At 55.7% G+C, this 25,124-nt stretch carries 25 protein-coding genes; 10 read left to right on the top strand and 15 right to left on the bottom strand.

Annotation, left to right across the window (positions count from 1 at the left end; all coding sequences use genetic code 11):
* The 4 genes from KGZ89_04810 to KGZ89_04825 form a co-directional block, all read left to right on the top strand.
* Positions 1-537 (top strand): peptidoglycan glycosyltransferase (locus tag KGZ89_04810; GenBank protein ID MBS3974170.1); only part of this gene is annotated, 537 nt, incomplete at its 5' end.
* A gap of 51 nt (positions 538-588) precedes the next feature.
* Positions 589-2,430 (top strand): Stk1 family PASTA domain-containing Ser/Thr kinase, encoded by a 1,842-nt coding sequence (gene pknB / locus KGZ89_04815; GenBank protein MBS3974171.1) that lies wholly within the window; start codon positions 589-591, stop codon positions 2,428-2,430.
* A gap of 183 nt (positions 2,431-2,613) precedes the next feature.
* A complete protein-coding gene (locus KGZ89_04820; GenBank protein ID MBS3974172.1) occupies positions 2,614-3,795 on the top strand; it encodes a radical SAM protein in 1,182 nt (393 codons plus the stop codon).
* Positions 3,796-3,797: 2 nt separating this feature from the next.
* Complete coding sequence (locus KGZ89_04825) at positions 3,798-4,310, top strand: methylated-DNA--[protein]-cysteine S-methyltransferase (protein MBS3974173.1); 513 nt, start codon at positions 3,798-3,800, stop codon at positions 4,308-4,310.
* Here KGZ89_04825 and KGZ89_04830 read toward each other — a convergent pair whose 3' ends face one another.
* Positions 4,311-4,766, bottom strand: coding sequence for a hypothetical protein (locus KGZ89_04830; GenBank protein ID MBS3974174.1), 456 nt, complete (start codon positions 4,764-4,766; stop codon positions 4,311-4,313).
* 88 nt (positions 4,767-4,854) lie between these two features.
* On the opposite strand from KGZ89_04830, the gene KGZ89_04835 reads away from it, so the two are divergent.
* Positions 4,855-5,775, top strand: a complete 921-nt coding sequence (locus KGZ89_04835; protein MBS3974175.1) for a LysR family transcriptional regulator — start codon at positions 4,855-4,857, stop codon at positions 5,773-5,775.
* On the opposite strand, the gene KGZ89_04840 is transcribed toward KGZ89_04835, so the two are convergent.
* From KGZ89_04840 to KGZ89_04880, 9 genes are all read right to left on the bottom strand, one after another.
* Entirely contained in the window at positions 5,768-6,601 is an 834-nt protein-coding gene (locus KGZ89_04840; GenBank protein ID MBS3974176.1) for an aldo/keto reductase, read from the bottom strand. The two genes, KGZ89_04835 and KGZ89_04840, sit on opposite strands and share 8 nt — an antisense overlap.
* A 28-nt stretch (positions 6,602-6,629) precedes the next feature.
* On the bottom strand, positions 6,630-7,259 hold the full coding sequence (locus KGZ89_04845; protein MBS3974177.1) for an NAD(P)H-binding protein: 630 nt from the start codon (positions 7,257-7,259) through the stop codon (positions 6,630-6,632).
* A 63-nt stretch (positions 7,260-7,322) separates the two neighbouring features.
* Entirely contained in the window at positions 7,323-8,195 is an 873-nt protein-coding gene (locus KGZ89_04850) for an ATP phosphoribosyltransferase (GenBank protein ID MBS3974178.1), read from the bottom strand.
* 25 nt (positions 8,196-8,220) lie between these two features.
* Positions 8,221-8,688 (bottom strand): hypothetical protein, encoded by a 468-nt coding sequence (locus KGZ89_04855; protein ID MBS3974179.1) that lies wholly within the window; start codon positions 8,686-8,688, stop codon positions 8,221-8,223.
* Between the two features lie 89 nt (positions 8,689-8,777).
* Positions 8,778-11,123, bottom strand: coding sequence for a copper-translocating P-type ATPase (locus KGZ89_04860; protein ID MBS3974180.1), 2,346 nt, complete (start codon positions 11,121-11,123; stop codon positions 8,778-8,780).
* Positions 11,124-11,134: 11 nt separating this feature from the next.
* Positions 11,135-11,563 carry a cupredoxin domain-containing protein gene (locus KGZ89_04865; GenBank protein ID MBS3974181.1) on the bottom strand — a complete coding sequence of 143 codons (429 nt, stop codon included), beginning with the start codon at positions 11,561-11,563 and terminating at the stop codon, positions 11,135-11,137.
* 132 nt (positions 11,564-11,695) lie between these two features.
* On the bottom strand, positions 11,696-12,979 hold the full coding sequence (locus tag KGZ89_04870; protein MBS3974182.1) for a sulfite exporter TauE/SafE family protein: 1,284 nt from the start codon (positions 12,977-12,979) through the stop codon (positions 11,696-11,698).
* Between the two features lie 52 nt (positions 12,980-13,031).
* Positions 13,032-13,358, bottom strand: coding sequence for a hypothetical protein (locus tag KGZ89_04875; GenBank protein ID MBS3974183.1), 327 nt, complete (start codon positions 13,356-13,358; stop codon positions 13,032-13,034).
* Positions 13,359-13,474: 116 nt separating this feature from the next.
* Complete coding sequence (locus KGZ89_04880) at positions 13,475-14,248, bottom strand: hypothetical protein (GenBank protein MBS3974184.1); 774 nt, start codon at positions 14,246-14,248, stop codon at positions 13,475-13,477.
* A gap of 399 nt (positions 14,249-14,647) precedes the next feature.
* Here KGZ89_04880 and KGZ89_04885 point away from each other — a divergent pair, with 399 nt between their 5' ends.
* Both KGZ89_04885 and KGZ89_04890 read left to right on the top strand, forming a co-directional pair.
* Positions 14,648-15,370, top strand: coding sequence for a hypothetical protein (locus KGZ89_04885; GenBank protein ID MBS3974185.1), 723 nt, complete (start codon positions 14,648-14,650; stop codon positions 15,368-15,370).
* Between the two features lie 93 nt (positions 15,371-15,463).
* The gene (locus KGZ89_04890) at positions 15,464-15,919 is read left to right on the top strand and encodes a hypothetical protein (GenBank protein ID MBS3974186.1); all 456 of its coding nucleotides are present in this window, start codon (positions 15,464-15,466) and stop codon (positions 15,917-15,919) included.
* Between the two features lie 803 nt (positions 15,920-16,722).
* Here the strand turns inward: KGZ89_04890 and KGZ89_04895 are convergent.
* On the bottom strand, positions 16,723-16,899 hold the full coding sequence (locus KGZ89_04895) for a hypothetical protein (protein ID MBS3974187.1): 177 nt from the start codon (positions 16,897-16,899) through the stop codon (positions 16,723-16,725).
* A 671-nt stretch (positions 16,900-17,570) separates the two neighbouring features.
* Between KGZ89_04895 and KGZ89_04900 the strand changes: the two genes are divergently transcribed.
* Positions 17,571-18,056 (top strand): hypothetical protein, encoded by a 486-nt coding sequence (locus KGZ89_04900; GenBank protein MBS3974188.1) that lies wholly within the window; start codon positions 17,571-17,573, stop codon positions 18,054-18,056.
* Between the two features lie 28 nt (positions 18,057-18,084).
* On the opposite strand, the gene KGZ89_04905 is transcribed toward KGZ89_04900, so the two are convergent.
* Complete coding sequence (locus KGZ89_04905) at positions 18,085-19,374, bottom strand: coproporphyrinogen III oxidase family protein (protein ID MBS3974189.1); 1,290 nt, start codon at positions 19,372-19,374, stop codon at positions 18,085-18,087.
* Entirely contained in the window at positions 19,371-20,663 is a 1,293-nt protein-coding gene (gene purD / locus KGZ89_04910; GenBank protein MBS3974190.1) for a phosphoribosylamine--glycine ligase, read from the bottom strand. The genes KGZ89_04905 and purD overlap by 4 nt, the downstream gene beginning before the upstream one ends.
* A 180-nt stretch (positions 20,664-20,843) precedes the next feature.
* Between purD and KGZ89_04915 the strand changes: the two genes are divergently transcribed.
* Both KGZ89_04915 and KGZ89_04920 read left to right on the top strand, forming a co-directional pair.
* Complete coding sequence (locus KGZ89_04915) at positions 20,844-21,023, top strand: Rrf2 family transcriptional regulator (protein MBS3974191.1); 180 nt, start codon at positions 20,844-20,846, stop codon at positions 21,021-21,023.
* A 20-nt stretch (positions 21,024-21,043) separates the two neighbouring features.
* Positions 21,044-21,457, top strand: a complete 414-nt coding sequence (locus KGZ89_04920) for an arsenate reductase ArsC (GenBank protein ID MBS3974192.1) — start codon at positions 21,044-21,046, stop codon at positions 21,455-21,457.
* 30 nt (positions 21,458-21,487) lie between these two features.
* Here KGZ89_04920 and KGZ89_04925 read toward each other — a convergent pair whose 3' ends face one another.
* Together KGZ89_04925 and KGZ89_04930 are read right to left on the bottom strand one after the other, a co-directional pair.
* Positions 21,488-22,333: a site-specific DNA-methyltransferase gene (locus KGZ89_04925; GenBank protein ID MBS3974193.1), complete on the bottom strand. Its 846-nt coding sequence runs from the start codon at positions 22,331-22,333 to the stop codon at positions 21,488-21,490.
* Positions 22,334-22,381: 48 nt separating this feature from the next.
* Positions 22,382-25,102: a UPF0182 family protein gene (locus tag KGZ89_04930; GenBank protein ID MBS3974194.1), complete on the bottom strand. Its 2,721-nt coding sequence runs from the start codon at positions 25,100-25,102 to the stop codon at positions 22,382-22,384.
* Between the last annotated feature and the right edge of the window lie 22 nt (positions 25,103-25,124).

Raw genomic sequence — 25,124 nt, forward strand, 5'->3', positions numbered from 1 at the left:
CTGGAGATCCCTGTTGCGACATCAGTGATGCCCGATCCCGCAAGGATGACACTTTGGGAGACAGCGTGGGCGGGAATCGGCCAGCCTGTCGGAGAGCATGACACTCCCGGCCCTCAGTCGACAGCCCTGCAGATGGCGCTTGTGGCCTCGGGGATCGCCAATGACGGAGTCGTGATGCGCCCCCACCTGATCACGCGAGTCACCGACCAGGCAGGAAGGATCATCTCGCGCAATCGCCCAGAAGGATGGCTTGAGGCATGCGAGCCGGGCACTGCACAAACCGTAACTGACCTGATGGTCACGGCAGTAACCGCGGGCACCGGGCGAGCGGCGTCGATACCCGGTGTTTCGGTGGCCGGCAAGACAGGAACCGCCGAGGTCGGCGGCGAGCGTACGCCCCACTCGTGGTTCATCGGATTCGCGCCAGCCGACAATCCCGCTGTAGCGATTGCGGTGGTGCTGGAAAACGCCGGGCCGGGCGGCCGTCATGCCGCACCTGCCGCTCGCAGTGTCTTGCAGACGGCACTTACCCGATGAGAGCATTATTCGGCTAGAATACAATCGAACGTTCACACGGTGATTTCTTAGTTGGACGAAACGGAGCAAAGTGTGGAAGATATGGTGTTTGGCCGACGATACCGTGTAACCGAAAAGATCGGCTCTGGAGGCATGGCCGAGGTCTACAAGGCCGTAGACGAGGTTCTCGGCCGCACCGTAGCGATCAAAGTCCTGCACTCCCACTACTCCTCCGACCCCGCATTTGTCGCACGCTTTCGCCAGGAGGCCCAGGCTGCGGCCAACCTTTCCCACCCGGGCATCGTCAACATCTACGACTGGGGACAAGACGGCGAAGCCTACTATATTGTTATGGAATACGTGCACGGCGCCGACCTCAAGGAACTGGTAACCAAAAAAGGCCCCGTCGATCCGGCGAAGGTCGCCGAATACGCCTCGCAGGTGTGTGCCGCGCTTTCGGTGGCGCACGGCTACGACATCATCCACCGCGACATCAAGCCACACAATATCGTTCTAACTCCGAGCGGCTCAATCAAGGTGATGGATTTCGGCATCGCCCGAGCGGGCAACACGCAGATGACTCAAACCGGATCCGTGCTAGGCACCGCGCACTACGTAAGCCCCGAACAGGCGCAGGGTAAAGAGTTGACCGCGTCAAGCGACCTATACTCTTTGGGAGTCGTCTTGTACGAGCTGGCTACCGGGCGCGTTCCCTTCGACGCGGAAACACCTGTGGCGGTAGCGCTGAAACAGGTAAACGAAGACCCGATCCCTCCTCGGCAGATAAACCCATCGATCCCCTCGGGACTCGAAGCTATCATTCTGCGCGCAATGGCCAAGTCTCCGTCCGAGCGCTACTTTTCCGCCGAGGAGATGCGTCGCGACTTGAGTCGGGTCGCGGCGGGGCGCACGATCGAGCCGGTAATCGCCGAGAATATGATGGACGCGACCTCGGTCATGCCGGCGGTAGGCGCATCCGGGCAAAGGCCCGGGAACCCACGGGTTCGACCCGTGCCAAGCCGCAGAAACCCCTGGCCCTGGATCGCACTGGTTACGGTTCTGCTGATCATCGCATTTGGCACCGCCTGGGGACTCGGCGCGTTTCAGACCACCCCAATGGTGGTACTGCCTGACTTGACTGGCATGACGGAGCAGGAGGTGACCGACGCACTCGAAGAGATCGGGTTGACGGTCGGTACCGTCACTTTCGAGTACTCGGAGGAGCCTTCGGGCACGGTGTTGAGTCAGGATCCCACCGCAGGCACCGAAGTCGAGGTGCCGTCAGAGGTGTCGGTGGTCTTCAGCCAAGGATCCCAGCGCTTCGCCGTACCCAACCTGACCGACTTGAGCGAAGCCGAGGCCCTCGCGGAGCTGCGCAAGGCCGGCTTCGAGCTCAATACCATACAGAGAGAGTACTCCGACAAACCTGAAGGTGTCGTTATCCGGCAGGTCCCGGCGGCAGATACCTTCGAGCCGCAGGGCGCTCTTGTTACGATCGTCGTCAGTCGCGGAATCGAGCTGCGAGAGATACCACCGGTAACCGGAATGTCCCAGGGCGACGCCCGCAGACAGCTTGAGGCCGCAGGATTCAAAGTCAAAGTCGTCGAAGAGTTCAGTGAAACCGTGGCGCGAGGATCCGTGATAGGTCAATCTCCCGATGCGGGTGCGTCGCTGAGAGTCGGCGCAGAAGTAACAATTCAAGTCTCCAAGGGCAAGGACCTTGTGCGTGTCCCCAACGTCATCGGCCAAAGAGAAGAACAGGCGATCACGACACTCCGCGAGCAGGGCTTTACGGTCGATGTGCAAGAGCAGGTAAGCCCCGACGACGGTATCGTTCTAACCCAGGATCCCATACCTGACTTCAGCGCACCGCGTGGCTCACTCGTAATTATCTACGTCGGCGTCAGACCGTAAAGCTGCCGCTGGCTCGGCGTCAAGCACAGTTCAGCGGAGTGGTAGCTCGGCGTCAAAAAGCTTAGCGACTGGTGACCTCAGTTACATTGTGAAATGTAGCACAAGCATCGCATTTGTGCTAAAATATGGCGCTATATGGCATATTGCCGCCAATATCAACCCTGTTGCTCAAAGGATCCCAAAATGGCGCACGTTCGTTCTCTCTTCTTCAAGGACGGCCCTCTCACCGCGATAGAGGACAAGGCCGTCAAGGCATCGATGCTTGGTCGTCCCAGCGAGGTAATCTGGAACATCACGAATCGCTGTAACCTGCTTTGCGACCACTGCTATATGGCCGCAGACGCAAAGGCGAGGCCCGCCCAGCTGACCGACGAAGAGACCATCGACATCATCCGTCAACTTGGCGAATCACAACTTCCCCTGCTATTCATGTCCGGCGGTGAGCCGATGCTGCGCTCCAACTTCTGGGAGATGCTCGCCGAGGCCAGAAAGTATGGCATCCAGACCACGATATCGACCAACGCCACCCTGATCGATCGTGATGCCGCAAAGCGCCTCAAGGCCGCCGGCGTCAGCTTCATCGCGACATCACTTTACGGCCCGGAGGAGTTCCACGACGCTCTTGTAGGTGTGCCGGGCACCCGAAAGCGCGTTGCAGAGGCAATCAAGATACTGCGCGAAGAAGGCGTCGGCGTTGCGGTAAAGACAGCGCTTTCCAAGGACACCTGGCCATTCATTTACGACCTGATTCAGGAAGCCAAGGATCTGGACGCCGGGCTCATCTACCTTTGCGACCTCATCACTTCGGGCCGCTCGGAAGATGGTGAAGACAACCGCATCACAGCGGAGCAATGGCGCGAGCTTGCGGATTTCATCCTCGAAGATTCGATAAAAACGGTCGAAAGCAAGCAAAAGGGCTTGGAGTACGATATCGGCGCGATGCCCTCATTCGTCCCGTACATCGCCGAGAAACTCGTCGAGCGCGGCTACGACATCACCGCTACCATGGAGCGCCTCAAGATTATGAACGCTTGCCCCGTCGGCAAGGGTCACATGAACATCAACTCCGAGGGCGGGATCATGCCGTGCCAGTTCGCGCAGGACTGGACGATTGGAAATGTCCGTGACATGAGCGTGAAAGAGGCCGTTGACTCCCTGCTGAGTATTCGCAAAAAGCCGGTTACGGGCAAGTGCGGAGAGTGTGAGTACCTCAACATCTGCTATGGTTGCCGCACCAAGGCCTGGCATGCCGAGGGCGACCCCATGGGTGAGGACCCGACATGCATGCTCGACCCTGACTTCCAGCGCTCTGAGCGCCTTGTTCGAATGGCCTCCCCCTGCTGTGTCTCGGGTGCGTGCAGCTGAAAGTGGATCTGCGTACGCGCTCTTTACAGGGAACGCTGCGTTACAACTTCGCTGACTGCTCGTTTGGCCGCTATATAGTGGCATGGCTTGACGGCTCCGTTTGCTACCTTGCTTTCGGCAACTCCAATGCTGCGCTGCTTGCAGAGCTAAAAGCGCGCTTTCCGGCGGCTAACCTCATTGAGGAACCTGGCGGCCCCTTGACTGATAGAGTCGCCGAATCCGTCGAGAACCCATGCCTGGCACAGGATATCCCCGTGGCACTTCTCGGAACGGCGTTCCAAAAGCTGGTCTGGGCCGCCCTGCGACAGATCAAGCCCGGAGCCACCGCAACGTATGCCGAGATCGCCGCAGTAATCGGGCACCCGACAGCTGCGAGAGCCGTCGCTCAAGCGTGCGGGGCAAACCCTGTCGCGATCCTCGTTCCATGCCACAGAGTCATCGGCTCGGACGGCTCGCTTCGTGGATACCGGTGGGGAGTCGATCTGAAGCGCCTACTGCTCGAGCGCGAGCGGTAGCTAGTTCAGGGCGTCAACGATCTTGGCCAGCTCTGGTTCCGCTTGAATAGCCGCTGTAAGCAGCGCTTCGGCTTTTTCCCGCTGCAGAGCCGCTTCCTCAAGATCGCCTGATGCCGCAAGCACAGAGGCCCTGTGCCGCAACGCCATCCCGAGAAGCGCCGTTCTTGACGCATCAAGAGTTCCGCCGATAGAAAACAGCTGCAATATGCCGTCAGCGGTAAGTGAATCGATAAGAGCCGGGTCCGTGTCGGAAGCCTGTTCGATGGCCTCTCTCGACAGCGTGAGGGCATCGGCGAGGCGCCCGTTTTGAATCAGGAAGACCATCCGGCGAAATACCGCACCCACCGTCTCGATCATGCGAAGGATGTAATCTTGCTGATACATGCCCTTGAGTATCCCAGAGAATAGGAGCGCCGTCACCGGTGGGCACTGGTGACGGCGTGGGAGAACTCTCATAGATATTATTTCCCCTTTTACACACAAGTTCAATTGCCGATTTCTTTACTATCTCGTAAGATAATCTTAAATGTTGAACGTGAACCGAATGCGCATACTCAGGGAAGTGGCGTCTCGTGGCGGTATAGCCGCGGCTGCCAACGCACTCTATACCTCTCCTTCGGCAATTTCACAGCAGATGGCGGTGCTGGAGCGCGAGGCCGGTGTGAAGTTGCTGGAGCGCTCGGGGCGCAGCGTCAAGCTCACGGACGCAGGAATCCAGCTCGTCGCTCACGCCGAACATATCCTTGCTATTCTTGAAAGGGCGCAGACCGACCTGGCGATCATTGCACAGGGCAATCTTCCCGCTGGGCCAATCAGGGTATGTGCATTCCCCACTGCAGCCAGATCGATACTGATCCCGGCAGTCGTATCGCTAGCCCAGACCTATCCTTTCCTCGAACCAATCGTAAGCGATCTGGAGCCAGAAGAGAGTATACCGATGCTCAAAGCCCGCGGCATGGACGTGGTCATGATATACGAGTTCGACCATCTTGCGCCTAGTATAGATCCCGGAATCGAGCGCCATGCGCTGATGAACGAGCCCATGTATATCGCACTGCCGGAAACCGACCCTAAAGCTACCGGGTCTCTCAAAATGACCGACCTTGCAGATCGACGCTGGATTGTCGGCAGGGACGGCTCGTCACTTTTGGAGATCCAGATACACGTCGCCAACCAGGCCGGCTACAACCCTCTTATCAACTTCCATAGCAACGATTACCAGGTTATTTTGGCAGCGGTGCAAGCGGGGCTTGGGGTAGCTCTCGTCCCGCCTCTGGCGATGTTCGCTAGCGTCCCGGGCGTGGTTTTGCGGATTCCCGAAGACATCAGAGTAACTCGGAGCATATCCGCACTGGTTCGAAGCGGAAGCAGCAAACATCCATCTATAGCGGCAGCGCTCAAGGCGCTCACATACGCTTCGGAAGAGGCCAGCTCCCGAAGTTTCACTCCTCGGCCGATCAGGTAAGTCCCCAACTGTCCGGGTGCCGACCGGTCCTGAGCCCGGAATCGAGCGAGTCGATAAGCGCACACTCCGCCTCGGCAAGCTCGAAGTCGAATATCGCTGCGTTCTCAACGATCCTGCTTGAGTGCACGGATTTTGGGATAGTGCCGATCCCCCGCTGCAACAGCCAGCGAAGCGTCACTTGCGCTGGAGTCTTTCCGTGATTTCGGGCAATCTGCAAGATCTCTGTAACCTCGCCGATAGCCCCGCGCATCAGCGGTGCCCACGCCTGGATTTGGATGTTATGCGACTGGCAATACTTCACTAGCTCTGGCTCCTGTAGGCGCGGATGGAACTCCACCTGATTTACCATCGGGGCGATATTTGCCACTTTCGCGAGCTCTTCGAGATGTGCGGAAAGAAAGTTGCTCACACCGATGGCCCGGACTCTGCCATCGGCATATAGCTCCTCAAGCGCCCGCCAGGTACCGGCGTAGTGCTCGGCGGCGGGCCAGTGAACCAGATACAGATCCACGTAGCCCACGTTCAGCCGGTCGCAGCTACGCTCAAATGCTTCGCGAGCCGCTTGATAGCCCTGCTCGTCATTCCAGCACTTGGTGGTCAGGAATATCTCCTCCCGAGCGATACCGCTATCGCGCAAGGCGCGGCCTATCGCCTCTTCGTTTTTGTAGATGGAGGCCGTGTCGATCAAACGATATCCGGTCTCGACGGCGGTCAGAACAGCGTCGTGAATCTGTGACTCATCGGTGATCATAAATGTGCCTAACCCAAGAAGCGGCATCGCCACGCCATTGGAGAGCTCGACCGTGCTTGCAATGCTTAGTGACATAAGAAACCTTTCGCGAATATCTATCCGATCATTCCGAGATAGTGACCGCCCTGCGCAGCCAAGTATCTACCTTGAGAGACTTTAGCAAAAATCCGGCAACGTCCTCGCGAGAAATTTTCCCGCCGGCCTTAAGCGGCTGACCCGTAAGCCCGATCCTGTAATCCCCGGTGTGCAGCCCGTCGGTCAATCCCGACGGCCTGGCGATCGTCCACTCCATAGCGCTGGCCGCAATCAGAGTCTCCATCATCTCCAGGTCATCGTAGAGAGCCCGGTATGCCGTCCGTATCAGCAGTTTGTACCCGAAGGTAAGATTGCGATGAGTTCGCGCGAAAGCACCTGCGGCGCTGACCGCCGAGAGCCTCCTGATGTCGCTTTCGGCCATAGCCTGCATGATGTTGGCGATGCCCGCCGAGTAAAGATCCACCCTCGGAGCCGACCTGGTCCCAATCGCCGAGACAACCGCGTCACACCCTCGCAACGCCTCCCGAAGGGAGTCGACATCGCGCACATCGGCCTCGATGACACTTAGCCGCGGATGGGTCATCTCAAGCGATCCGATGTGCCTGACCAGCGCCACGACATCATCGCCCTGCCCGAGAGCCTGTCTCACCACATGCCTGCCTGTTCGGCCTGCAGCGCCTATGACTGCGATCCGCACTCGCTCGCCTCTCCAGCACGATGCCACCGGCGAAATACGGCGCCGGTGGCGTTCGGCTAACTTCTAGCGGACTATCTTGGTTATCGGAATCTCGAGTATGTCGTCGGCGCCTGCTGCTTTCAACTTCGGGATCAGCACGTTTACGGTGCTTTTCTCGGCCACCGTTGTGATCTCATAGCCGTCGCAGCCGTACAGGCTGTTGACTGTGGGCCGCTTCATGGCTGGCAAAACGGCAACGACGGCCTCCAGGCAGGCCCCGCTGACGTTCATCGACAACAGCACCTTCCCTCGCGCCTCTATCACGCCCAGGAGCAGCGTTCGTATCTCCTCGATAGCTTGGCGCTTGGTGGGGTCCTCCCATGCGGCCCTGTTCACGAGCAGCCTGGTCGTGGACTCCAGGATCGTGTCGACTATCTTCAGGCCGTTTTTGCGAAGTGTAGATCCTGTCTCCGTCAGATCAACAAGCGCGTCCATCATCTCGGGCACCTTGGCCTCGGTGGCGCCGTACGAGAAGAAAACCTCGACATCGATTCCGAGCCTGTCGAAATACTCCTTGGTGACCCTGGGAAACTCCGTCGTAATCCGGCTGCCCGGCTTGATGTCTCTTGCCGAGGCGATGCTGGATTCTTCCGGAACCGCTAGAACCATGCGGACCACGCCCGCGCCGGTCTTGGCGTATGGCAGATCCGCAATCTCGATTACATCCGCGCCGCTTTCCCGCACCCAATCATGACCGGAAAGGCCAATATCGAAGTAGCCGTCCTGGACGAACAACGGTATCTCCTGCGGGCGCAACACCTTTACCCGCTCGATTCTGTGATCGTCGATGGTCGGGTTGTACGCCCGGCTGGACTTGCGGATCCCAAGATCGGCCTGCGCAAATAGAAGCATCGTTTGCTCCTGCAGCGACCCTTTAGGTATTGCCAAGGAAAGCATTCGCCTTTTCTCCCTCAAATCGAGCTCACTGGTTTATGGTGATAGTTTTCGCCAACTTCATGCCATCAATGAAGTATGGCTTATCGGGGCTCTTGTCGAAATACTCCATGTCAAACTCGAATCTGTCTCTAACGCCGCGATCCGCGTGCATCACGACCAGCAAGTCCGGAGTCAACTCGACACCCGGCTCAAGCTCGACGGCTACATCGCGGCTTTCACCCTTTCCGACTCTCGTGATTCCGACTTTCGGTCCAGGCATTCCCTCCTCGGCGGTGTTGTGGACAACAACCCAGGAGTCATCGGGCGCAACGACCCTGTCAACCAGGATACTCTCCCGCTCGCCCGGCTGATCCACGACTTCAATGATCGCTCCACCTTCGGCCACAACGACCCCGAGCATCTTGCCCGAGTCCGCCCTGAATGAAAACACCGTGAGTGCGATCAGCGCCGCGGCTGCCGCTAATACTGCCGCTATCTTTATGAGTTTCCTCATTTTTTCTTCCTTTTCCTCCGAAGCTACAATTTTTCCTGGCACCAAGCTTTCTGGCGCTAAGCCTTTTCCTGGCGCCAGGTTTTCTGGTACTAAGCCTTTTTCCTGGCCAACGAGGGCCGGAACCTTCGCAGCAACAACGAGCTGGTGACCACGCTCACACTCGAAAGCGCCATCGCCGCTCCCGCCAGCTCTGGACGTAGCAGCCCTAAAGCCGCCACGGGTATACCAAGAGTGTTGTACCCGAGCGCCCAGAAGAAGTTCTGGTATATCTTGCGCATCGTCCGTTTGGAAAGCTCGATCGCTGTCACCACGTCTCGAAGATCGTTCTTGATGAGGACTATCTCACCTGTTTCCATCGCCACGTCAGTGCCGGCACCCATCGCGATGCCCACATCCGCCTTTGCCAGCGCTGGGGTGTCGTTGATCCCGTCGCCGACCATTGCCACCTTCAGGCCCTTGGCCTGCAACCTGGCTACCTCGGCGGCTTTGTGCTCCGGCAGCACTTCTGCCAGCACATTCTCCGCCGAAATACCCGCTTGCGCGGCGATCGCCTCGGCGGTGCGGCGATTGTCACCGGTGATCATGTAGACGGCCAGGCCCATGCTCCGCAGCCGCTCCACCGCCTCTTTGCTGTTGCTCTTCAGCGTGTCCGCCACCGCGATAAGGCCAGCAGCTGCGTTGTCAACCGCGATAAGCATCACGGTCTTTCCTTCGCTCTCAAGCTGCGCGACTCTGTCGGCGAGGGCGGAAATATCGATATCATGGCGCTCCATAAGCTTCCTGTTTCCGAGGAAGACCTTGCGCCCTTCGACAACGCCCTCCACACCGTGTCCGGGGATGGCCTCAAACTCTGTGGCCGAATAGTGGGGGATCCCGTTTTTCTCGGCATGCGCAACGATTGCCTCGGCGAGCGGATGCTCACTCAGGCGCTCCAGGGTAGCGGCCAGGCCGAGTAGCTCCTTGCCATCGGGAGAAGCGATGGTCTCGAACTCGGTCACTACCGGCGTGCCGTGAGTCAGCGTGCCGGTCTTATCGAAGATGATCGCATTTACCTTGTGAGTGGTCTCAAGAGCCTCTCCGCTCTTTATCAGGATGCCGTTTTCTGCGCCTTTTCCTGTTCCGACCATTATTGCCGTCGGAGTGGCGAGCCCTAACGCGCACGGGCAGGCTATGACTAGAACAGCGGTCGCCACAAGCAATGCTTTCACAAAGGGCGTGAACTCACCCATCGCGCCTGGGAAGAAAGTTGGCCCAAGCAGCAGCCAGACCAGAAACGTCACGAGCGCGAAGGCCACCACCGCGGGAACGAACACCGCGCTGATCCGGTCGGCGAAACGCTGGACCGGAGCCTTAGAGCCCTGTGCCTCCTCGACAAGCCTGATGATCTGCGCAAGCGCTGTATCAGAACCGACCTTGGTGGCTCGAAATCTGAACGAGCCCAGTTTGTTTATGGTCGCTCCGATGACGGTGTCGCCCGTGTTTTTCTCCACCGGAATCGATTCTCCGGTAAGCATTGACTCATCGACACTGGAGCGTCCCTCAACGACGATGCCGTCAACCGGGATCTTGTCGCCCGGACGGACCACCACGATATCGCCGACGATGACCTGCTCGACCGGCACATCGATCTCCTGGCCGCCTCTGACGACCCTCGCCGTCTTCGCCGCCAACCCCATGAGCTTCTTGATCGCGTCACTTGCCTTGCCTTTAGCTCTAGCCTCGAGCAGTTTGCCGAGGATCACGAAGGTGATCAGCATCGCCGCTACTTCATAAAACATTGGCTCGGCCGCGAACTTCGGAATAAACGTAGCGGCCACACTATAAAAGTAAGCCGCGCTCGTACCTATCGCGATAAGCGTGTCCATATTGCCGGTACGACGCTTGATCGCATGCCAAAATCCTCGGTAGAACTGCGCGCCGGCGATAAACTGCACCGGGGTGGTCAAGATAAATCCGATGTACTTGTTCACCATGTACGGATCCCAGGCGCCACCCACATTGTTCGCCAACCAAGTTGCCACCGCCGCGGGCACCACCATCATGAAAGGGGGTACCATCGCAAATAGCAAAGAGGGCAAGGCAAGCGAAAACGCGAAGATGAACATCGCCTTTTCTCGCCGGAAGTGCCGCTCTTGCGCTTCGCGCTGCGTGTCAACCGGAGATTGCCCGGTTTCACCGGCGCTGGCCCGCACTGAAGCCTTGTAACCGACCTTGTTCACGGTCGTGAGCAGTGCGTCGATATCGATCACCGCGGGATCGAATTCGACAGTCGCCGACTCGGTGGCAAGGTTGACAGAGGCCTTCGAGACACCTGCCGTACCCGCCAGGGTCTTCTCGATCACCGCCACGCATGAGGCGCAGGTCATTCCGGTGACATCAAATACTACTTTGTCTTCTTTTTCGAGACTCTCGATCTGTTCGACATTGTTGCTCATCAAATATCACCTCACTGCACAAGAATCGAGCCAAAGACCATGTCCATGCCGCACTCAAAACCATAAATTCCCGGCTCTAGAGGCGGAATAGCGACGGTCTTGGGGCCGCTCGTCAGATCCGCATAGAATCCGAGATCGTTGCTTTTCACTTCGGCGAAGCACCCGGCGCCTTGCCCAAAGGTAATCTCGGCAGGCACTCCGGCCTTCAGCCTGATGAGGTTCGGCGAATATCCCGCACTTGTATCGACGGCGATGCGCTGAACGCCATCGCTATCCAAGACAGCGGATCCTTCGATCGTCTCGCCGCTACCGGCTCCGCAGCCCCCGCCCGTTCCGCAACCCCCGCATGGCAAAGCTTCGCTAGAAGCCGCCTGGGTGGGCAGCGCCGAGCCAGCGGCTCCTTCGGAAACGCCCCTGCCCTGGGCGAAACGATAGGACATCAGAAGTGCGAGCACGATCAAGATCGCCACAAGGGCATATCTCACAAACTGAGCATCACCTGAGGTGACGGCTTTTTGATTACTCATAACGATCAGTCTCCTGTTCCAAAACATTGTTCATCGAATTTGATTTTACAACCCGCCGATTAACTGGCCTGTAGCTACCGCCAGGACCAGTAGCGCGGCTATTACAACCAGCTCATTGACGGTAAACCCGAAATACCTGACTGGCTCGGCTCCGCCAGTCGCGGACTTTCCTACGTCGCCACTGGCGTTTCCCGCCACCGCTAAGGCACGCTGGCGGTATGTCATCCAGCCCAAGGCGGCGGCGACTAAAACGAACAATCCTACCAACAGCGGAGATACTCCCGTCTGAGCCCCAGCCTGACCAGCGACTATACTCCCGGGCATCATTCCCATGCCGCAAGTGAGCGTATAGTTGCCCGGAGCGACCGGGGGTAACTCGACCACTGTTGTGGCAAATGGCTCGAGATCGACCAGAACCCCCAATTGAGGGATGGCGAGCTGATCCGAGCACGGATTGTCCTCCTGCCTGTCAACAACCAGGCGTACCGGCTGATTGACAGGAATTGCAAGTGCCGAGGGCTCAAAGCGCACATCCGCTATTACCAGCGGGATCTCCACAACTCCATCGGGGCCGGCTACAAAGCCGCCGGCGGGTCCCTCGGCGGGTCCTCCGAGTACGGATTGCGTGATCGTGTGAAGCGTCACTGGCGAACCGAGAAGCATGGCACCACGGTTGAGATAGGTGAGTCCAAAGAGCAAAACGACGATGGCCAGCACCACCATGACCCGCGCTTTCAGCTTTGCGGGAATCATACTCGACGCAACCCCGAATCCGAACATGAGCGGGGCGGTTCCAAGGCCAAAGGCCATCATCCCAAGCGCGCCTGTCAGCGGATTCCCAGATGCAATGGCCTGCAACTGCGCGGCGATCAAGGGCGCGCAGGGCATAAGTCCTGTAAGCAGACCAAAGAGAATCGGAGCGCTCATCGGCGATTGCCCGTGCTCGGCGTTGGATATCGCCTTTCGCCTGACCCCTCTCAGAGCTGAGACCAGAAACTTAGGTGGACGCGGGGTCAGCCGGGCAGCCCATGGAAACCGGCCGGTCATCCCCAGCGCCAGCACGATCATGAAACCGCCTGCCAACACCATTACATACGGACGGACGCCCTCCAGATCAAAGAATCCGCCGATGGCGCCTAGTGTCAGGCCGACGATCATATAGCTCAGTATCTTGGCCGACTGGTAAGCGAAATTCGGCACAAGTTTGTCTTTCCACGTTGCGCCCTCTGTTTCCTTGAGGGCGTATGTGATCACCATGGGTCCACACATGGACACACAGTGCAGGCTCGTAACAAGTCCAAGAACGAGCATAGGAACGAATATTTCCACGGATTTACTCCTCCATCAGTCGTACTACAGTAAACGAACTGATCGAGAAGTATCAGATTCTAAGTCGCGTGGGCAACCTTTCGAGCGGCGGTGGCTCGGCGTATGGAAACTGCGCCATGCTTATACTAAAGCGCAAGCCGCCATTGGCCATCGCGCCGGGAGAGAACAGGGAGAAAACGACCACGAAAAGAAGCATAAAGGTAACCAGGGCTCCGACAGGAATGACCTCCACCATCAGGTGCTCGGAGCATCCAAAAGGAATACCCATCAGTCCGTAGATCGCGCAATTCGGCATCAAGCATGGAGGCGCCAGTGCGGCAAATACCGCAATCACCAGGACTGCGGCGAGTACGGCTATTATGGCTGCCGACCTGTACATAAAACGGCGTTCCTCCGGATGCCGAAATTTCAATCTATTGCGTTTTGCGCAAATACTATGCCAACAGGAGAAGGGCCGGTCTCCCGGCCCTTTCTCAAACTACTCTGGTCGTCAACTTAGGTTTTCGTGGCCCAGCGCCTGAGACCGTAGCCTGCAGATCCCATGAGCGTTGAGAGCATCGCCAGGAGCCAACCTGTGCCGCCCGTGAAGGGGAGGAACGGGTCCTCGTCGCTCTCTGTGAGCGGGAGGATCGGGTCCTCGTCTTCGACCGGAGGCTCTTCATCGATTGGAAGCTCTTCGTCTATCGGAAGCTCTTCCTCATCAACCGGGGGCTCCTCGTCTACAGGAGGTTCCTCATCGACTGGAGGCTCTTCCTCGTCGACTGGGGGCTCCTCATCAACCGGGGGCTCCTCGTCTACAGGGGGTTCCTCATCGACTGGAGGCTCTTCCTCGTCAGGGGGCAGATAGTCCCATGACACATGGCTTAGCACGAGCTTTCCATCGCTTGAGTTCACAACCACGGAGGCCGACAGGAGTACATCATGGCCACTTGTACCAACATAGAAGTGCTGGGTCCTGCCAGCGCCAACAGAGATGCCTGTCGCTGTTCTGGTTCCACCCGATGCAAAGGTTACAGTAAGTTGCCCTGCTGGAGACCCCTCATCAAGTTGGTTTAGGACAAAGTGCCAAACTACTGGATCTGCCAATCCGCCGTCATCAGACTCATTGTTGAAAGTCTCGCTGCTTGCGCCCACATGCGATCCGTGAAGCTGGATCGTAGAAAGCCCTAAGGCTACCCCGGCGAACAGCAGCAAAAATACCATTGCTGCCACCATGGGTAGCGATGCCAGAGTGAGCTTACTGAAACTTCTTTGTACTGAAGTCTTCATGATGCTCGCCTCCTTTATCTATCAATCGGTGCTTTCCTTTCACTTAATACTTACCCAAAATTACACTTTACTAATCATTTTACTTAGCTCTTACTAATTATGATTAAATGCCCCGACCCTTAGCGCAAGACCCTTGATTATTGTGGATGCATTACGGATCGCCTTTAGCGGTAAGCGTGAGCTTTGCCTCATCTTCAACACTAAGCGATGACGTTTGCTTATGAGTTGACACAGGGGTAGCACACAAAATTAACAGAAACATTAAGCGATAGAAGCATTGACGCGCGGGGAGGGGCCATGACATGTTCTTTTAGAGGGCGACTTTTTCCAATCGGGCGAAGAGATAACTGCGTGGAAATGGTTGTTGAAGAATAATTTTTAAAGGGGGCGAAAAAATCAATGAAGAAGAAAGTCCGTACTGTGTCGGTGTTGCTAGCGGGGATTCTTTTAATGTCTAGTACCTTTGCGACTCCGATAGCCGCCGGGCAGGGAAATGGCAGGGGGCAAGAAAAACAACGTGCGCAGCAAGTTCAGTATCTTGATGCAGAGATACAAGTGATTGACGGTCAGCCAATGCTTAAGGTTGAAACAAAAGAAGGCTATGCATCCTATGAGTTCCCTTGGCCGGAGGTAGCGATTGTCGATGGCAGGGAGGTTACCTTGGAAAGACAGGGTAATTACTTTTTGCTCCAAACAGATGATGGTACCGAAAAAGTCTCCATTGAGGACTTTCAGGTGGCACTGGTAGCCGGACAATTGATGTTAGTAAAAAGCGTGAATCCTTGGTGGACGGTACCAGTCGCAGTTGCTAAGGCTGCACTAATAGCCGCAGGAGTGCCAGTAACAATGGCAAACTTAAGCGCTGCGACCCTATTGATAGCGGCAGGTAAAAGTGTGACTGCGATAACAGTCCGACGGGTAGTATTAGCCCAGACCGCAATAGCTGCCGGAGTTGCAGTGGATAGGGCTGTTTCGACGTATAATCTTCTACGCGCAACCTATAGATGGATAATAGGTACTTGCATGTCGTGTGGCAGACTACGCACGCCCGGTGGTAGTTTTGGTGATTTTTATAGTAGCGCGTGCGCCCGAAGGCTTGGCGGTCAGCGCTCTTTTCCCTAGCCTTTAGATGTTTCTCTAAGAATAATGGCTCATGGGCCGCCCTGGTGGTAGCCCATGAGTGTATCATTTTTAATTTGGGAGTATTGATTTCTTATGGATACAGAAGATTTGATACTTACATATATAGTGATATGCGCGGTGTTTGGTTTGATATTCTTTGTCCCAAGTTTTCTTGGACAAAACGCCTGGTTATGGCTAAATAGCCGTTTTTTATGGCCACAGGACGATATAAGAAAACCCAGAGCCAAGATCTCTTTCTCCTCCTCATTGGACGAGTTTCCGTTCTGGAGCATTCTTGCCGATCTTGTGATAACTAATACAATACTTGTAGTACTGTGCGAATTGGATATATTCAATATCCCTCCAGGAGAATTACCCCTATCAGATTATATTGCTATAGCTGTAGAGACACAGCAATTACACGACCCGGAGCATGTCATGGTTCGTATCACTATTATGGCAACAGTATATTTCATTGCTGGTGCTGTGAACCAATGGTTGCGTGAAAGAAAAAGATTGAAAAGACTGAAGGCTAGTTTTGCTGAGTAATTAAACGCCCCCCCCCGAGCCAGATGTACCTCGCGAAAACAAGCTATAAGCGGGTAAAAGGTCACCTTTTATTCCCGAGAGTTTGGCCATCTCCGCGTCGTAAAGCAACATCACGCATGTCTGACTGGGAGAAGTTGAAGATCATGTCGACGTTGAGCGGGCGAAACTTGCTGGCGGCTCGTCAGAAGAAAAGGGGCACCAGATTCGTACGTTTCTAGGTAGAGGAGGATTTTTGTGCCGAACCCTATATTGCCGGTAACGACGGACCCCGTAGTGGCGGTAATAGCATTTATTGCCTTATGGATGCTGCATTCCTACATAGTTCGCAAATAAGACCGCAAGGGCACTGTTTCCCTCTTTATTTACAAAGCCGTTGGTTCTACGATGGGGGCAAGAATACATTTTCGTATTTCCGCTGAATTATAACTCTATTTTTATTGGCCGATTTGCAGCCCTTCTTTTTTCGGCTGGAGATCAAATCTCCGTTCACAAGGAAGTTGCGAATCGGAGGGGACTGGATAAAAGGCCTTACTCTGGTGGTGCTTTATTTGTAGGCTTTCTGCTGCTAGTTATCCCAGAGAGGCTTGGACAAAAAGTCGGCATTTGGGCTGTCGCGCGACTATTTCCGTCATAGCCGCAGGGCAGACAGGGCGGACCACCGTCTATCAGGAGACTATCTGGCTGGTTGTGGGTTGCATCTGTGTTTATTGCCGTAGTTGCAGTTGAAGGCATTTTTCATTATTGGTTTTGTAGGTAATTTTCTTAGTAGTTGGCATCGTTTCACAAAAAAGAAGCAAAACAGCTCAGATCCAGCTTCTGAAAAGATAGGGTAAAGACTCTCTTGCCTGGTCGCGAACGCTGTTCACGCTCACGAAAAACTGCCGCACCATCGCGATCAGCAGGTATCTGCCTTTGGCGGTAAGCGTGAGCCTTGCCTCATCTTCAACACTAAGCGATGACGCTTGCCTATGAGTTGACACACAGGGGTAACACACAAAATTAACAGAAACATTAGGCAATAGAAGTATTGACGTGCGGGTCGGGGCTATGACATGTTCTTTTAGAGGGCGACTTTTTCCAATCGGGTGAAGAGATAACTGCGTGGAAACGATTTTAGCTGGGCATTTTTCAATACGCCCTGACGGTTTGTGTGCATTTTCCACGGTATCCTTGTTTTATTCGGTGGAAATAACCATGCTTTTGAGGGGTGCGAATTTTTGAAGGATATGATCCCGTGATCGACTTGCTAGCAGTAATTGGGTTCATTGTCTTAGGGTTATTTTTTTGGGGCATATTTCATGTACTTATTCCCACTTATCTGGCAAATAAAGCTGCGAAGCTACTATTTCCCTCTTTATGTACAAAGCCAGTGGATGACCGATTTTGGCACTTTTTTGTTTTCCCTCTTCCGCTGCTACTTATCATATCTCTATCGCTTTTACACTTCGGGTTAGATCTTGACTTGCAAATACCAACGTGGTTCCCATGGGCTCCTGAGGGTTTGCACCATATGTATCACAGATTTGCGCCCTCAGTGCCAGTTGCCGTGTTTATTGGCCGGTTTATAGTGGTGCTTTTCTTCAGCTGGCGGATGAAAATTAAAGATAGCAGCTCACAGGGTGCATTGCCTTAGTTAGGAGCGTTGATTCTTATGGAAACAATAGGTCTGATACTCCTTACTCTAGTGGTGTTTTTGCTTGTGGCCCTTTTGCTGATGGTTACCCCAATAGAGCTTGGGCATCAAGGCGGAAATTGGGCTGTCTCGCGACTCTTTCCGTCATGGCCGCCAGGCAGACGGTGGTACGACGAGCTACCGCTCAGGAAACTATCTGGCTGGTTGCGGGTTGCACCTGCAGTTATCGTTTTAGCTATGGCTCAAGCAGTGTTCGATAACTTTATTGCTGAGGAACCTAGCCCGCTAGGCGCCCCCTACCTTATCTTTACATCGTTGCAGGAGCAGCGACTACAAGAAGACCCTGTGCATTTGATGATTTACGGCATCCTTTTAGCTACGGCATTTTTCATTATTGGTTTTGTAGGTACTTTTCTTAGTAGCTGGCATCGTTTCACAAAAAAGAAGCAAAGCAGCTCATATCCAACTTCTGAAAAGCCGTACTTGAATTCTGATGCTAAATAGCAAGACGTCGTCAAAAGCATGATTCCTCTCAGCATTTTCCCTCGCCGAAAAGCAACGCGCGCTCCTCGGCGGGTAAAGACTCTCTTGCCTGGTCGCGAACGCTGTTCACGCTAACGAAGAACTGCCGCATCATCGCGACCAGCAGGTATCTACCTTTAGCGGTAAGCGTAAGCCTTACCTCATCGTCTACGTCAAAAGCACCGTTCATGCGCAGGAATGCCATCTCAATGGGCAGGGCCCGATCGATCGCCACCCCAAAATCATCGGCAAACTTACGCTTGTCCAGCGAAAGACCGAACAGCTCCATGAGAATCCTGTAGCGCATTCTCGATCCGCGAGAAAAACGCCTCGTCTGCGCGATAGAGGTGCCGTGAGAATCAATCCGGCGGATATAGTCATCGACCGAGAATGTGCTCACATATAGCGCTCCGCCAAGGTAGGAGAAAACGCCGCTCCCGACCCCGACGTACTCCTCATAATCCACGATGTACTCGTCGAGCATGCCTTTTCCCGTATGAGAGAATGTCCACGCGCTGGCAGGCGTGAACTCTGGGGCCAGCTTTTCGACTATCGTGTGATAGTAGAGAGCCTCACGCTCGTAGCTCACCGCCCCCACCGTGCGCCTGAGTGAATCCTCCACCACCGGCGAGGCCATGAGCGGGTAGAAGGTCGTCTGGTTCACTCCCGAGGCCTTGATCATCTCCGCGTCATGAAGAAGCATCTCGCGTGTCTGGCTCGGGAAGTTGAAGATCATGTCGACGTTGAGAGAGTGGAACTTGCCGGCGACCCAGCGCAAGCGCTCAAGTATCTCTTCACTCGAGCCGTATTTCTCGTAGCGATCCATCTGCTTGAGCAGCGAGTCGTCAAAGCTCTGGACCCCTACGCTGAATCGATCGACACGCGACACCAAAGGATCGACGACCTCCGGGATCAAATGATTCGGATTACTCTCCGAAGAAACCTCCCGGATATCAAAGAGTGACTTGGCGAGATCTATCGTCTCGCACAACTCGTCCACGAGCATCGTAGGAGTTCCGCCGCCGATGTACATCGAAGTGCATCGATATCCCCGCTCGGCCACCATACGTATCTCTTCTCGCATGCGGCGAAAGTACTCGCGCGCGCGGCTCTCCTCGAAGGGGATCCTGTTAAACGAGCAGTACGGGCACAGCTTTGAGCAAAAGGGTACGTGTGCATAGAGCAGGTATTTGCGCGCGACGTCCGGCTCCGGCAGGGCTTTTCCATCGAATCGCTTTAGCTTCAGCAGATGGCTCGCCGAATACTGCATCACTGTGGAGATCAGGCGCTCGGCGATCATGATTTTGCGAGCGTTTCGGTATCGCCGAGAGAGGCACGGCGGCCGATGTCCGTGCGATAGGACTTTCCTTCAAAGCTGATCAGCTCCACCGCTCTATATGCTCGCTGCCGAGCCGCTGTAAGATCATGTCCGACCGCGGTCACGTTGAGAACTCTTCCGCCGGCCGTCACAAGCTCTCCGGCCTCATTCAACGCAGTTCCCGCGTGATAAACCCTCACGCCTTCGATCTGCTCGGCCGCCTCGATGCCGGTTATGGGCTTGCCCGTCTCGTACTCGCCCGGATACCCGCTGCTAGCAAGCACTACGCTGACAGCCCAATCATCGCTCCACGCAATCTCGGCGTCCTCAAGTTCGCCCTGCGCACAAGCCAGCATCACCTTCGCCAGATCGCCAACCATTCGAACGAGTATCACCTGCGTCTCCGGATCCCCGAATCGGGCGTTGAACTCAAGAACCCTCGGACCCTCCGCCGTCAGCATGAACCCGCCATAAAGTACTCCCCTGTAGTCGATACTTTCTTCACGGAGCGCTGAGACGGTCTTTTCCATGATCGCCAGCATTTGAGCGTGCTCGGCCGCAGTGACCGCGGGCACCGGGGAGTACACGCCCATTCCCCCGGTGTTTGGCCCCAAGTCACCATCGAAAGCACGTTTATGGTCCTGGGCCGGAGGCATAGGTATCATCGTGCGGCCATCCGTGAACACCAGCAGCGAGCATTCGGGGCCCTCAAGGTACTCCTCGATGAGGACCGTTGAGCCCGCGCTACCGAAGCGTCCACCGAAGCAATCATCTATGGCGTTTCGCGCTGTTTCAACGTCGGAAGCGACAATAACGCCTTTACCGGCGGCTAGCCCATCAGCTTTCACCACGACTGGAGCGCCGACCTTCTCCAGATAGCCCAAAGCCGTATCCCTGTCGGTAAACGCCGATGACACCCCCGTAGGAATCCCATACTTGAGCATGAGGTTCTTGGCGAATGCCTTGCTGCCCTCCATCATCGCACCTGAGGCTCCCGGGCCGAAAACGGGTATTTTTGCCTCACGGAGAACGTCGGCCACTCCCGCCACAAGCGGAACCTCCGGCCCGATCACCACAAGCTCGACACCGTTATCTTTCGCAAATGCCGCTACCTGTGTTCCATCTTCGATGTCCAGCTCGACGTTTTCAGCCAGCCGAGCGGTTCCCGCGTTTCCAGGCGCCGAAAAAATGCCTGTAACCAGGGGTGACTCCGCGAGTTTCGCCACGATCGCGTCTTCACGGCCTCCGCCGCCCAGCACAAGAATTCGCATGATGATCTCCCGTAAGACAGTAGACAAGTGAGCAAGCGTTCCCGATTATACCGCAGCGACCCGAGCTGACCTGAACCGCGCGAAATAATCGCAGCGAACAGGTGACATGCCTCGGCGCTTGGGGAATACTTATCGCGTACGTCAAGCGAGCTAATCGCACGAGCTGAAAGGAAAATCTCCATGGAGCCTCAGGATCAGGTTTTGGAAGCGATGCGCGCGGCCGGCGAGCCGTTGAGTGCAGGCCAAGTAGCCGAGAGAACCGGCCTTGATCGCAAGGTCGTGGACAAGGTCATGGACGCACTCAAGAAGAGTGGTGCGATCGAGTCGCCCAAACGCTGCTACTGGCAGCCAAAGGCCTAGTGACTGGAAAGGCAGCGCCCGTGGCACCGCGCAAGCGTGTGCTGTTTGTTTGCGTCGAAAACTCGAACCGCAGTCAGATGGCCGAGGCATTCGCCCGCATCCTCGGCGGAACAGCTGTCGAGGCGTATAGCGCTGGTTCTCGGCCTTCAGGTGTGGTCAATCCGAAAGCGATTGAGGCCATGCGCGAGCTAGGATACGATCTCGCGGCACACGGATCGAAATCGCTCGACGAGCTTCCGGATGTGGAGTTTGATTTTGTGGCTACGATGGGTTGCGGAGATGCCTGCCCGCTGGTGCGGGCCAGGAAGCGGGCCGACTGGTCTATCCCCGACCCCAAGCACTTGCCTCCGGAAGAGTTCCGGGCAGTGCGCGACTTGATCCGGGACAAGGTGCGATCTGCTTTGGAGGAGTTGGGAGTATCTAGCGCCCAGTGAGCCCCCGCGTACGGATCGCGTGTCTCAAGATCACGGCAAGGCTGACTGCTCCCAACCCCGAAAGACAGGGCTCCACCTGGCAAGCCGCTGGCTCATTATCTCGATAGCTTCAGGGTTGTTGTCGACCAGCAAAGCTCGGCGGTCGTTTGATAAGGCCGCCTCGCCGGTGCTTCCGCTTCCCGCAAAGAAGTCCACCACGAGATCGCCAGGGTTCGAGTGGACCGTAATGATCCGATTCAAGATACCCAGAGGCTTTTGGGACGGATACCCTGTTCTCTCGGCCCCGTTCGTCGGCACGATCGTGTGCCACCACGTATCTGTTGGAGTCTTGCCTCGGGCGGCTTTCTTCTCCTCAACCAGGCCGGGCGCCATGTAGGGTATCCGCTCTATCTCATCGTAATTGAAGGTGTAGTTCTCGCAATCCGCCACATACCAAAGGATGGTGTCATGCTTTGCGGGCCACTTCCGCTTGGGGCGTCCGCCGTAGTCATACGCCCAGATGATCTCGTTCATAAAAGCGTCTCTTCCAAACACTCCGTCCATAAACACTTTGACGTAGTGCGCCTCCCGATAATCCAAATGGACAAAGATGGCTCCGTGCGGTTTTAGCAGACGTCGGGCCTCGATCAGGCGCTTTCCTATAAACTCCAGATAGTCTTCGAAAGTGTCACCGTATTCCATGGCGGAAACTGTAACGCTGGAGTACGTTTCACCTTTGAATCCGCGTCTAGTCCCCGAAGGGTCCTTGCGGACACGCTGACTTCTGAGCACCTGACGCTTGCCGGTGTTGAAAGGTGGATCGATGTAGATCAGATCGCATATTTCCGAGGGTAGCGAGCTGATTACATCCAGGTTTTCTCCGAAAAAAACCTCCAGGTCCGATCGATTCTCTAAAGAGCTCAGTCTGCCGCCCTCCTTGTGACTTTAGGGAGTCTCTGTCGCCTCAACCGCCGCTGTCTCGGTGAGACGAGAAAGTACACTCCCGAGTTCCTCGATAAGCTGACCATAGCCTGCCCAGTCGCCCTCACGTTGTTTGGCGATTGCGCGCTCAAATATATCGCGCGCCAGTGCCGCGTCGACCACAACAGCGGGGTCATCCTTCGCCTCGCCTGGATCCGGCGCCGCCTCTCCAAATGCTGCCAGCAAGGCGGAATCGAGATTCTCGGCCATTTCGACCCTGTCGCCATAAACGACGAGCACTCTCGTCAGCTCGGGGATAGCGGCCTGCTCGGCCTGCAAATACAGCGGCTGAATGTAGATCACCGATCCCTCAAGCGAAATAACCAGCATGTTGCCGAAGAGGACCTCGCTGCCGCGCTGTCCCCAAAGAGTCAGCTGCGGGGAGATCGCGTCGTCCTGGTTGATTCTGGCCCGAACCTGATCCGGCCCCAATATCACCCTATCCTTGGGGAACTCATAAACAACGGTTTTCCCATAGTTTCGAGCATCGGAGCTAGTTGCCATCCAGCCGATCATGTTGTCACGCCCCCGAGGAGTGAAGGGCATTATCATCTGAAAGTTTTCTGCTTCTTCCCCTGGCAGACGGCCAAGCACATAAAACGGTCTCATTGCCCCGTTCGGCGTGCCTTCGCCTGGAAACTCCCACAGGTCTTCTTTGTTGTAGAACACCCTCGCATCTGTCATGTGATAGCGCTTGTATACATCGGCCTGAATCGAAAAGATGTCCTGCGGATACCTGAAATGGGGGCGTATTCCGTCCGGAATCTCCGTCGCGTCAAAGATTAGGCCCGGCATAATTTGCCGCCAGGCTGCGAGAATAGGCTCTTCAGGGTCGAATGCGTACAGCTTGGTCGTTCCATCATAAGCATCGACAGTGACCTTCACGGAGTTACGTATGTAGTTGATACCGTTATAGTGTTGTGAGTATGGGTAGTGACTTGTGTAAGTGTACCCGTCGAGTATCCAAAGAATACGACCCTCGTGGACAATTGGATACGGATCGCCGTCTATCGCAAGCCATGGGGCCAGCTTTTCCACCCTTGTGACGATGTCACGATTGAGAAGAACCCGGCTGTCCGGTTGTATGTACTGGCTAAACATTATCTGGCTCGCGCCGAAGCGCAGGGCAAAAACCGCACGGCGGAAAAAGCTGTTGAGTTCTATGCCGTCCGTCCCCTCCCAAAAAGTCTCGGCATTCCTGTCCCCCATCGGAAAGGCAAACTCCGGCAAAGAAGTATCGACGATGATGTACTCATCCGTACTCTCTCCAAAATAAATTCCCGGCCTTGTGAGAGTCACCTCCACGGATGATCTGGGAGGTATATCGGATATGAAAAAGTTTGGAAAGCCTCTACCATCGGCCTCGTTCGAGGGACTCATAACCAAGCCAAATCCGTGAGTGTATACAAGATGACGATTCACCCAGGTCTGAGCTTTCGGGTCGAGCAGGTTCACATCGAGCTCACGCGCCGAAACAAGCACCTGCCGCTGTCTGCCATCAATTTCATATCGGTCAACGTCCACATCATTGAATGTGTAGTACTGCCGAATGATCTGCAACTGGCGAAAGGACTGGACTATGACCTCCGGATCCCAAAGTCGCAGGTTGTCAAGGGTGTCCCTGTTTTCCTGAACATCCTCGGCCGTCAAGGTTTCGTCTGCCGGAAACTCGCGAGTTTCAACATCATCAAGCCCAAACGCTTTCCGGGTAGCCTCGATGTTGCGTCGTATATAGGGCTCCTCGGCGGATAGCTCGTTCGGATTTACCCGAAAACGCTGAATAATCTCCGGATAAACCCCTCCTACAAGGATCGCCGCCGCCAGCCACACTACCACGGCCGCCACCGGCAATTTCCAGCCCCGAATCCAAATATTGACAAGCAGCGCTACTGCCGTCACTGCGGAGATCGCGATCAGTATCTGATACGCAGGAAGTTGCGCGTGAATGTCCGTGTATGAAGCCCCCGTCACCTGGCCGCGCGGAGAAAAGTTCAACTCGTAGATGCTTACGTAGTAACCGAAAGCCTTGCTTGCGACGATCAGTCCAAGCAACACGGAAAGATGAGCCTTGACGTGCGGCGCAAATCTTCTGAACCCCGCAAGCGGCTGAATCGCACCGCCAACAAGATGGACAAACGCCGTGACAAGAGTTACGAAGATAAGCGTCGGGGTCAGCCATGCTGCCAGAAGTTGCAAAAGCGGAAGCTCAAAGACGAAAAACGCAATCTCTCTGTCGAAGAGCGGATCGGTCGCCCCGAATGGCTGTGCGGCCATAGCCAGACGAACCACATCCCAGGAAGGTGCCATATACAACCCCATAAGAAGACCAAACGCCAAGGAACCCCACAAGATGGCTTTGTCGAGAATGGGCATGGCCCTCTGGCGAATTGAGGAGATCAACTCCTCAAGCTGGGGAGTGGCGTTTTCCGCTGAAGCAATGACGGCATGGGGGGCAAACCTTCGGGCAAGCCTGGCATTTATGAACAGGAGCGCGAATGCCACCGACCCGAATAAGAGCCCCATGGCCGCAAAGCTTGTCACGCTCGTGACAAAGACCTCCCGCTGCCCCAAGTCGACAAACCACCAGTAGTCCACAAGCAGCCCGGCAAGAGTCGGCAAGCCGAGAAACACGGCTACCAGAAGAATAATGCCGATGCGATTTCCTGTTCTGGGAGAAGAAGACACTATTCGACCCTTTCCTGACTGA

Source organism: Actinomycetota bacterium (genome assembly GCA_018334075.1).
Classification (GTDB): domain Bacteria; phylum Actinomycetota; class Coriobacteriia; order Anaerosomatales; family UBA912; genus JAGXSC01.

Coding starts and splice junctions, on each gene's coding strand:
- KGZ89_04905 (MBS3974189.1), bottom strand. CDS start 19,374: ATGATCGCCGAGCGCCTGATCTCCACAGTGATGCAGTATTCGGCGAGC.
- KGZ89_04835 (MBS3974175.1), top strand. CDS start 4,855: ATGCGCATACTCAGGGAAGTGGCGTCTCGTGGCGGTATAGCCGCGGCT.
- KGZ89_04880 (MBS3974184.1), bottom strand. CDS start 14,248: ATGAAGACTTCAGTACAAAGAAGTTTCAGTAAGCTCACTCTGGCATCG.
- KGZ89_04915 (MBS3974191.1), top strand. CDS start 20,844: ATGGAGCCTCAGGATCAGGTTTTGGAAGCGATGCGCGCGGCCGGCGAG.
- KGZ89_04830 (MBS3974174.1), bottom strand. CDS start 4,766: ATGAGAGTTCTCCCACGCCGTCACCAGTGCCCACCGGTGACGGCGCTC.
- KGZ89_04865 (MBS3974181.1), bottom strand. CDS start 11,563: ATGTCCTATCGTTTCGCCCAGGGCAGGGGCGTTTCCGAAGGAGCCGCT.
- purD (MBS3974190.1), bottom strand. CDS start 20,663: ATGCGAATTCTTGTGCTGGGCGGCGGAGGCCGTGAAGACGCGATCGTG.
- KGZ89_04875 (MBS3974183.1), bottom strand. CDS start 13,358: ATGTACAGGTCGGCAGCCATAATAGCCGTACTCGCCGCAGTCCTGGTG.
- KGZ89_04860 (MBS3974180.1), bottom strand. CDS start 11,123: ATGAGCAACAATGTCGAACAGATCGAGAGTCTCGAAAAAGAAGACAAA.
- KGZ89_04900 (MBS3974188.1), top strand. CDS start 17,571: ATGGAAACAATAGGTCTGATACTCCTTACTCTAGTGGTGTTTTTGCTT.
- KGZ89_04840 (MBS3974176.1), bottom strand. CDS start 6,601: ATGTCACTAAGCATTGCAAGCACGGTCGAGCTCTCCAATGGCGTGGCG.
- KGZ89_04890 (MBS3974186.1), top strand. CDS start 15,464: ATGGATACAGAAGATTTGATACTTACATATATAGTGATATGCGCGGTG.
- KGZ89_04885 (MBS3974185.1), top strand. CDS start 14,648: ATGAAGAAGAAAGTCCGTACTGTGTCGGTGTTGCTAGCGGGGATTCTT.
- KGZ89_04820 (MBS3974172.1), top strand. CDS start 2,614: ATGGCGCACGTTCGTTCTCTCTTCTTCAAGGACGGCCCTCTCACCGCG.
- KGZ89_04850 (MBS3974178.1), bottom strand. CDS start 8,195: ATGCTTTCCTTGGCAATACCTAAAGGGTCGCTGCAGGAGCAAACGATG.
- KGZ89_04855 (MBS3974179.1), bottom strand. CDS start 8,688: ATGAGGAAACTCATAAAGATAGCGGCAGTATTAGCGGCAGCCGCGGCG.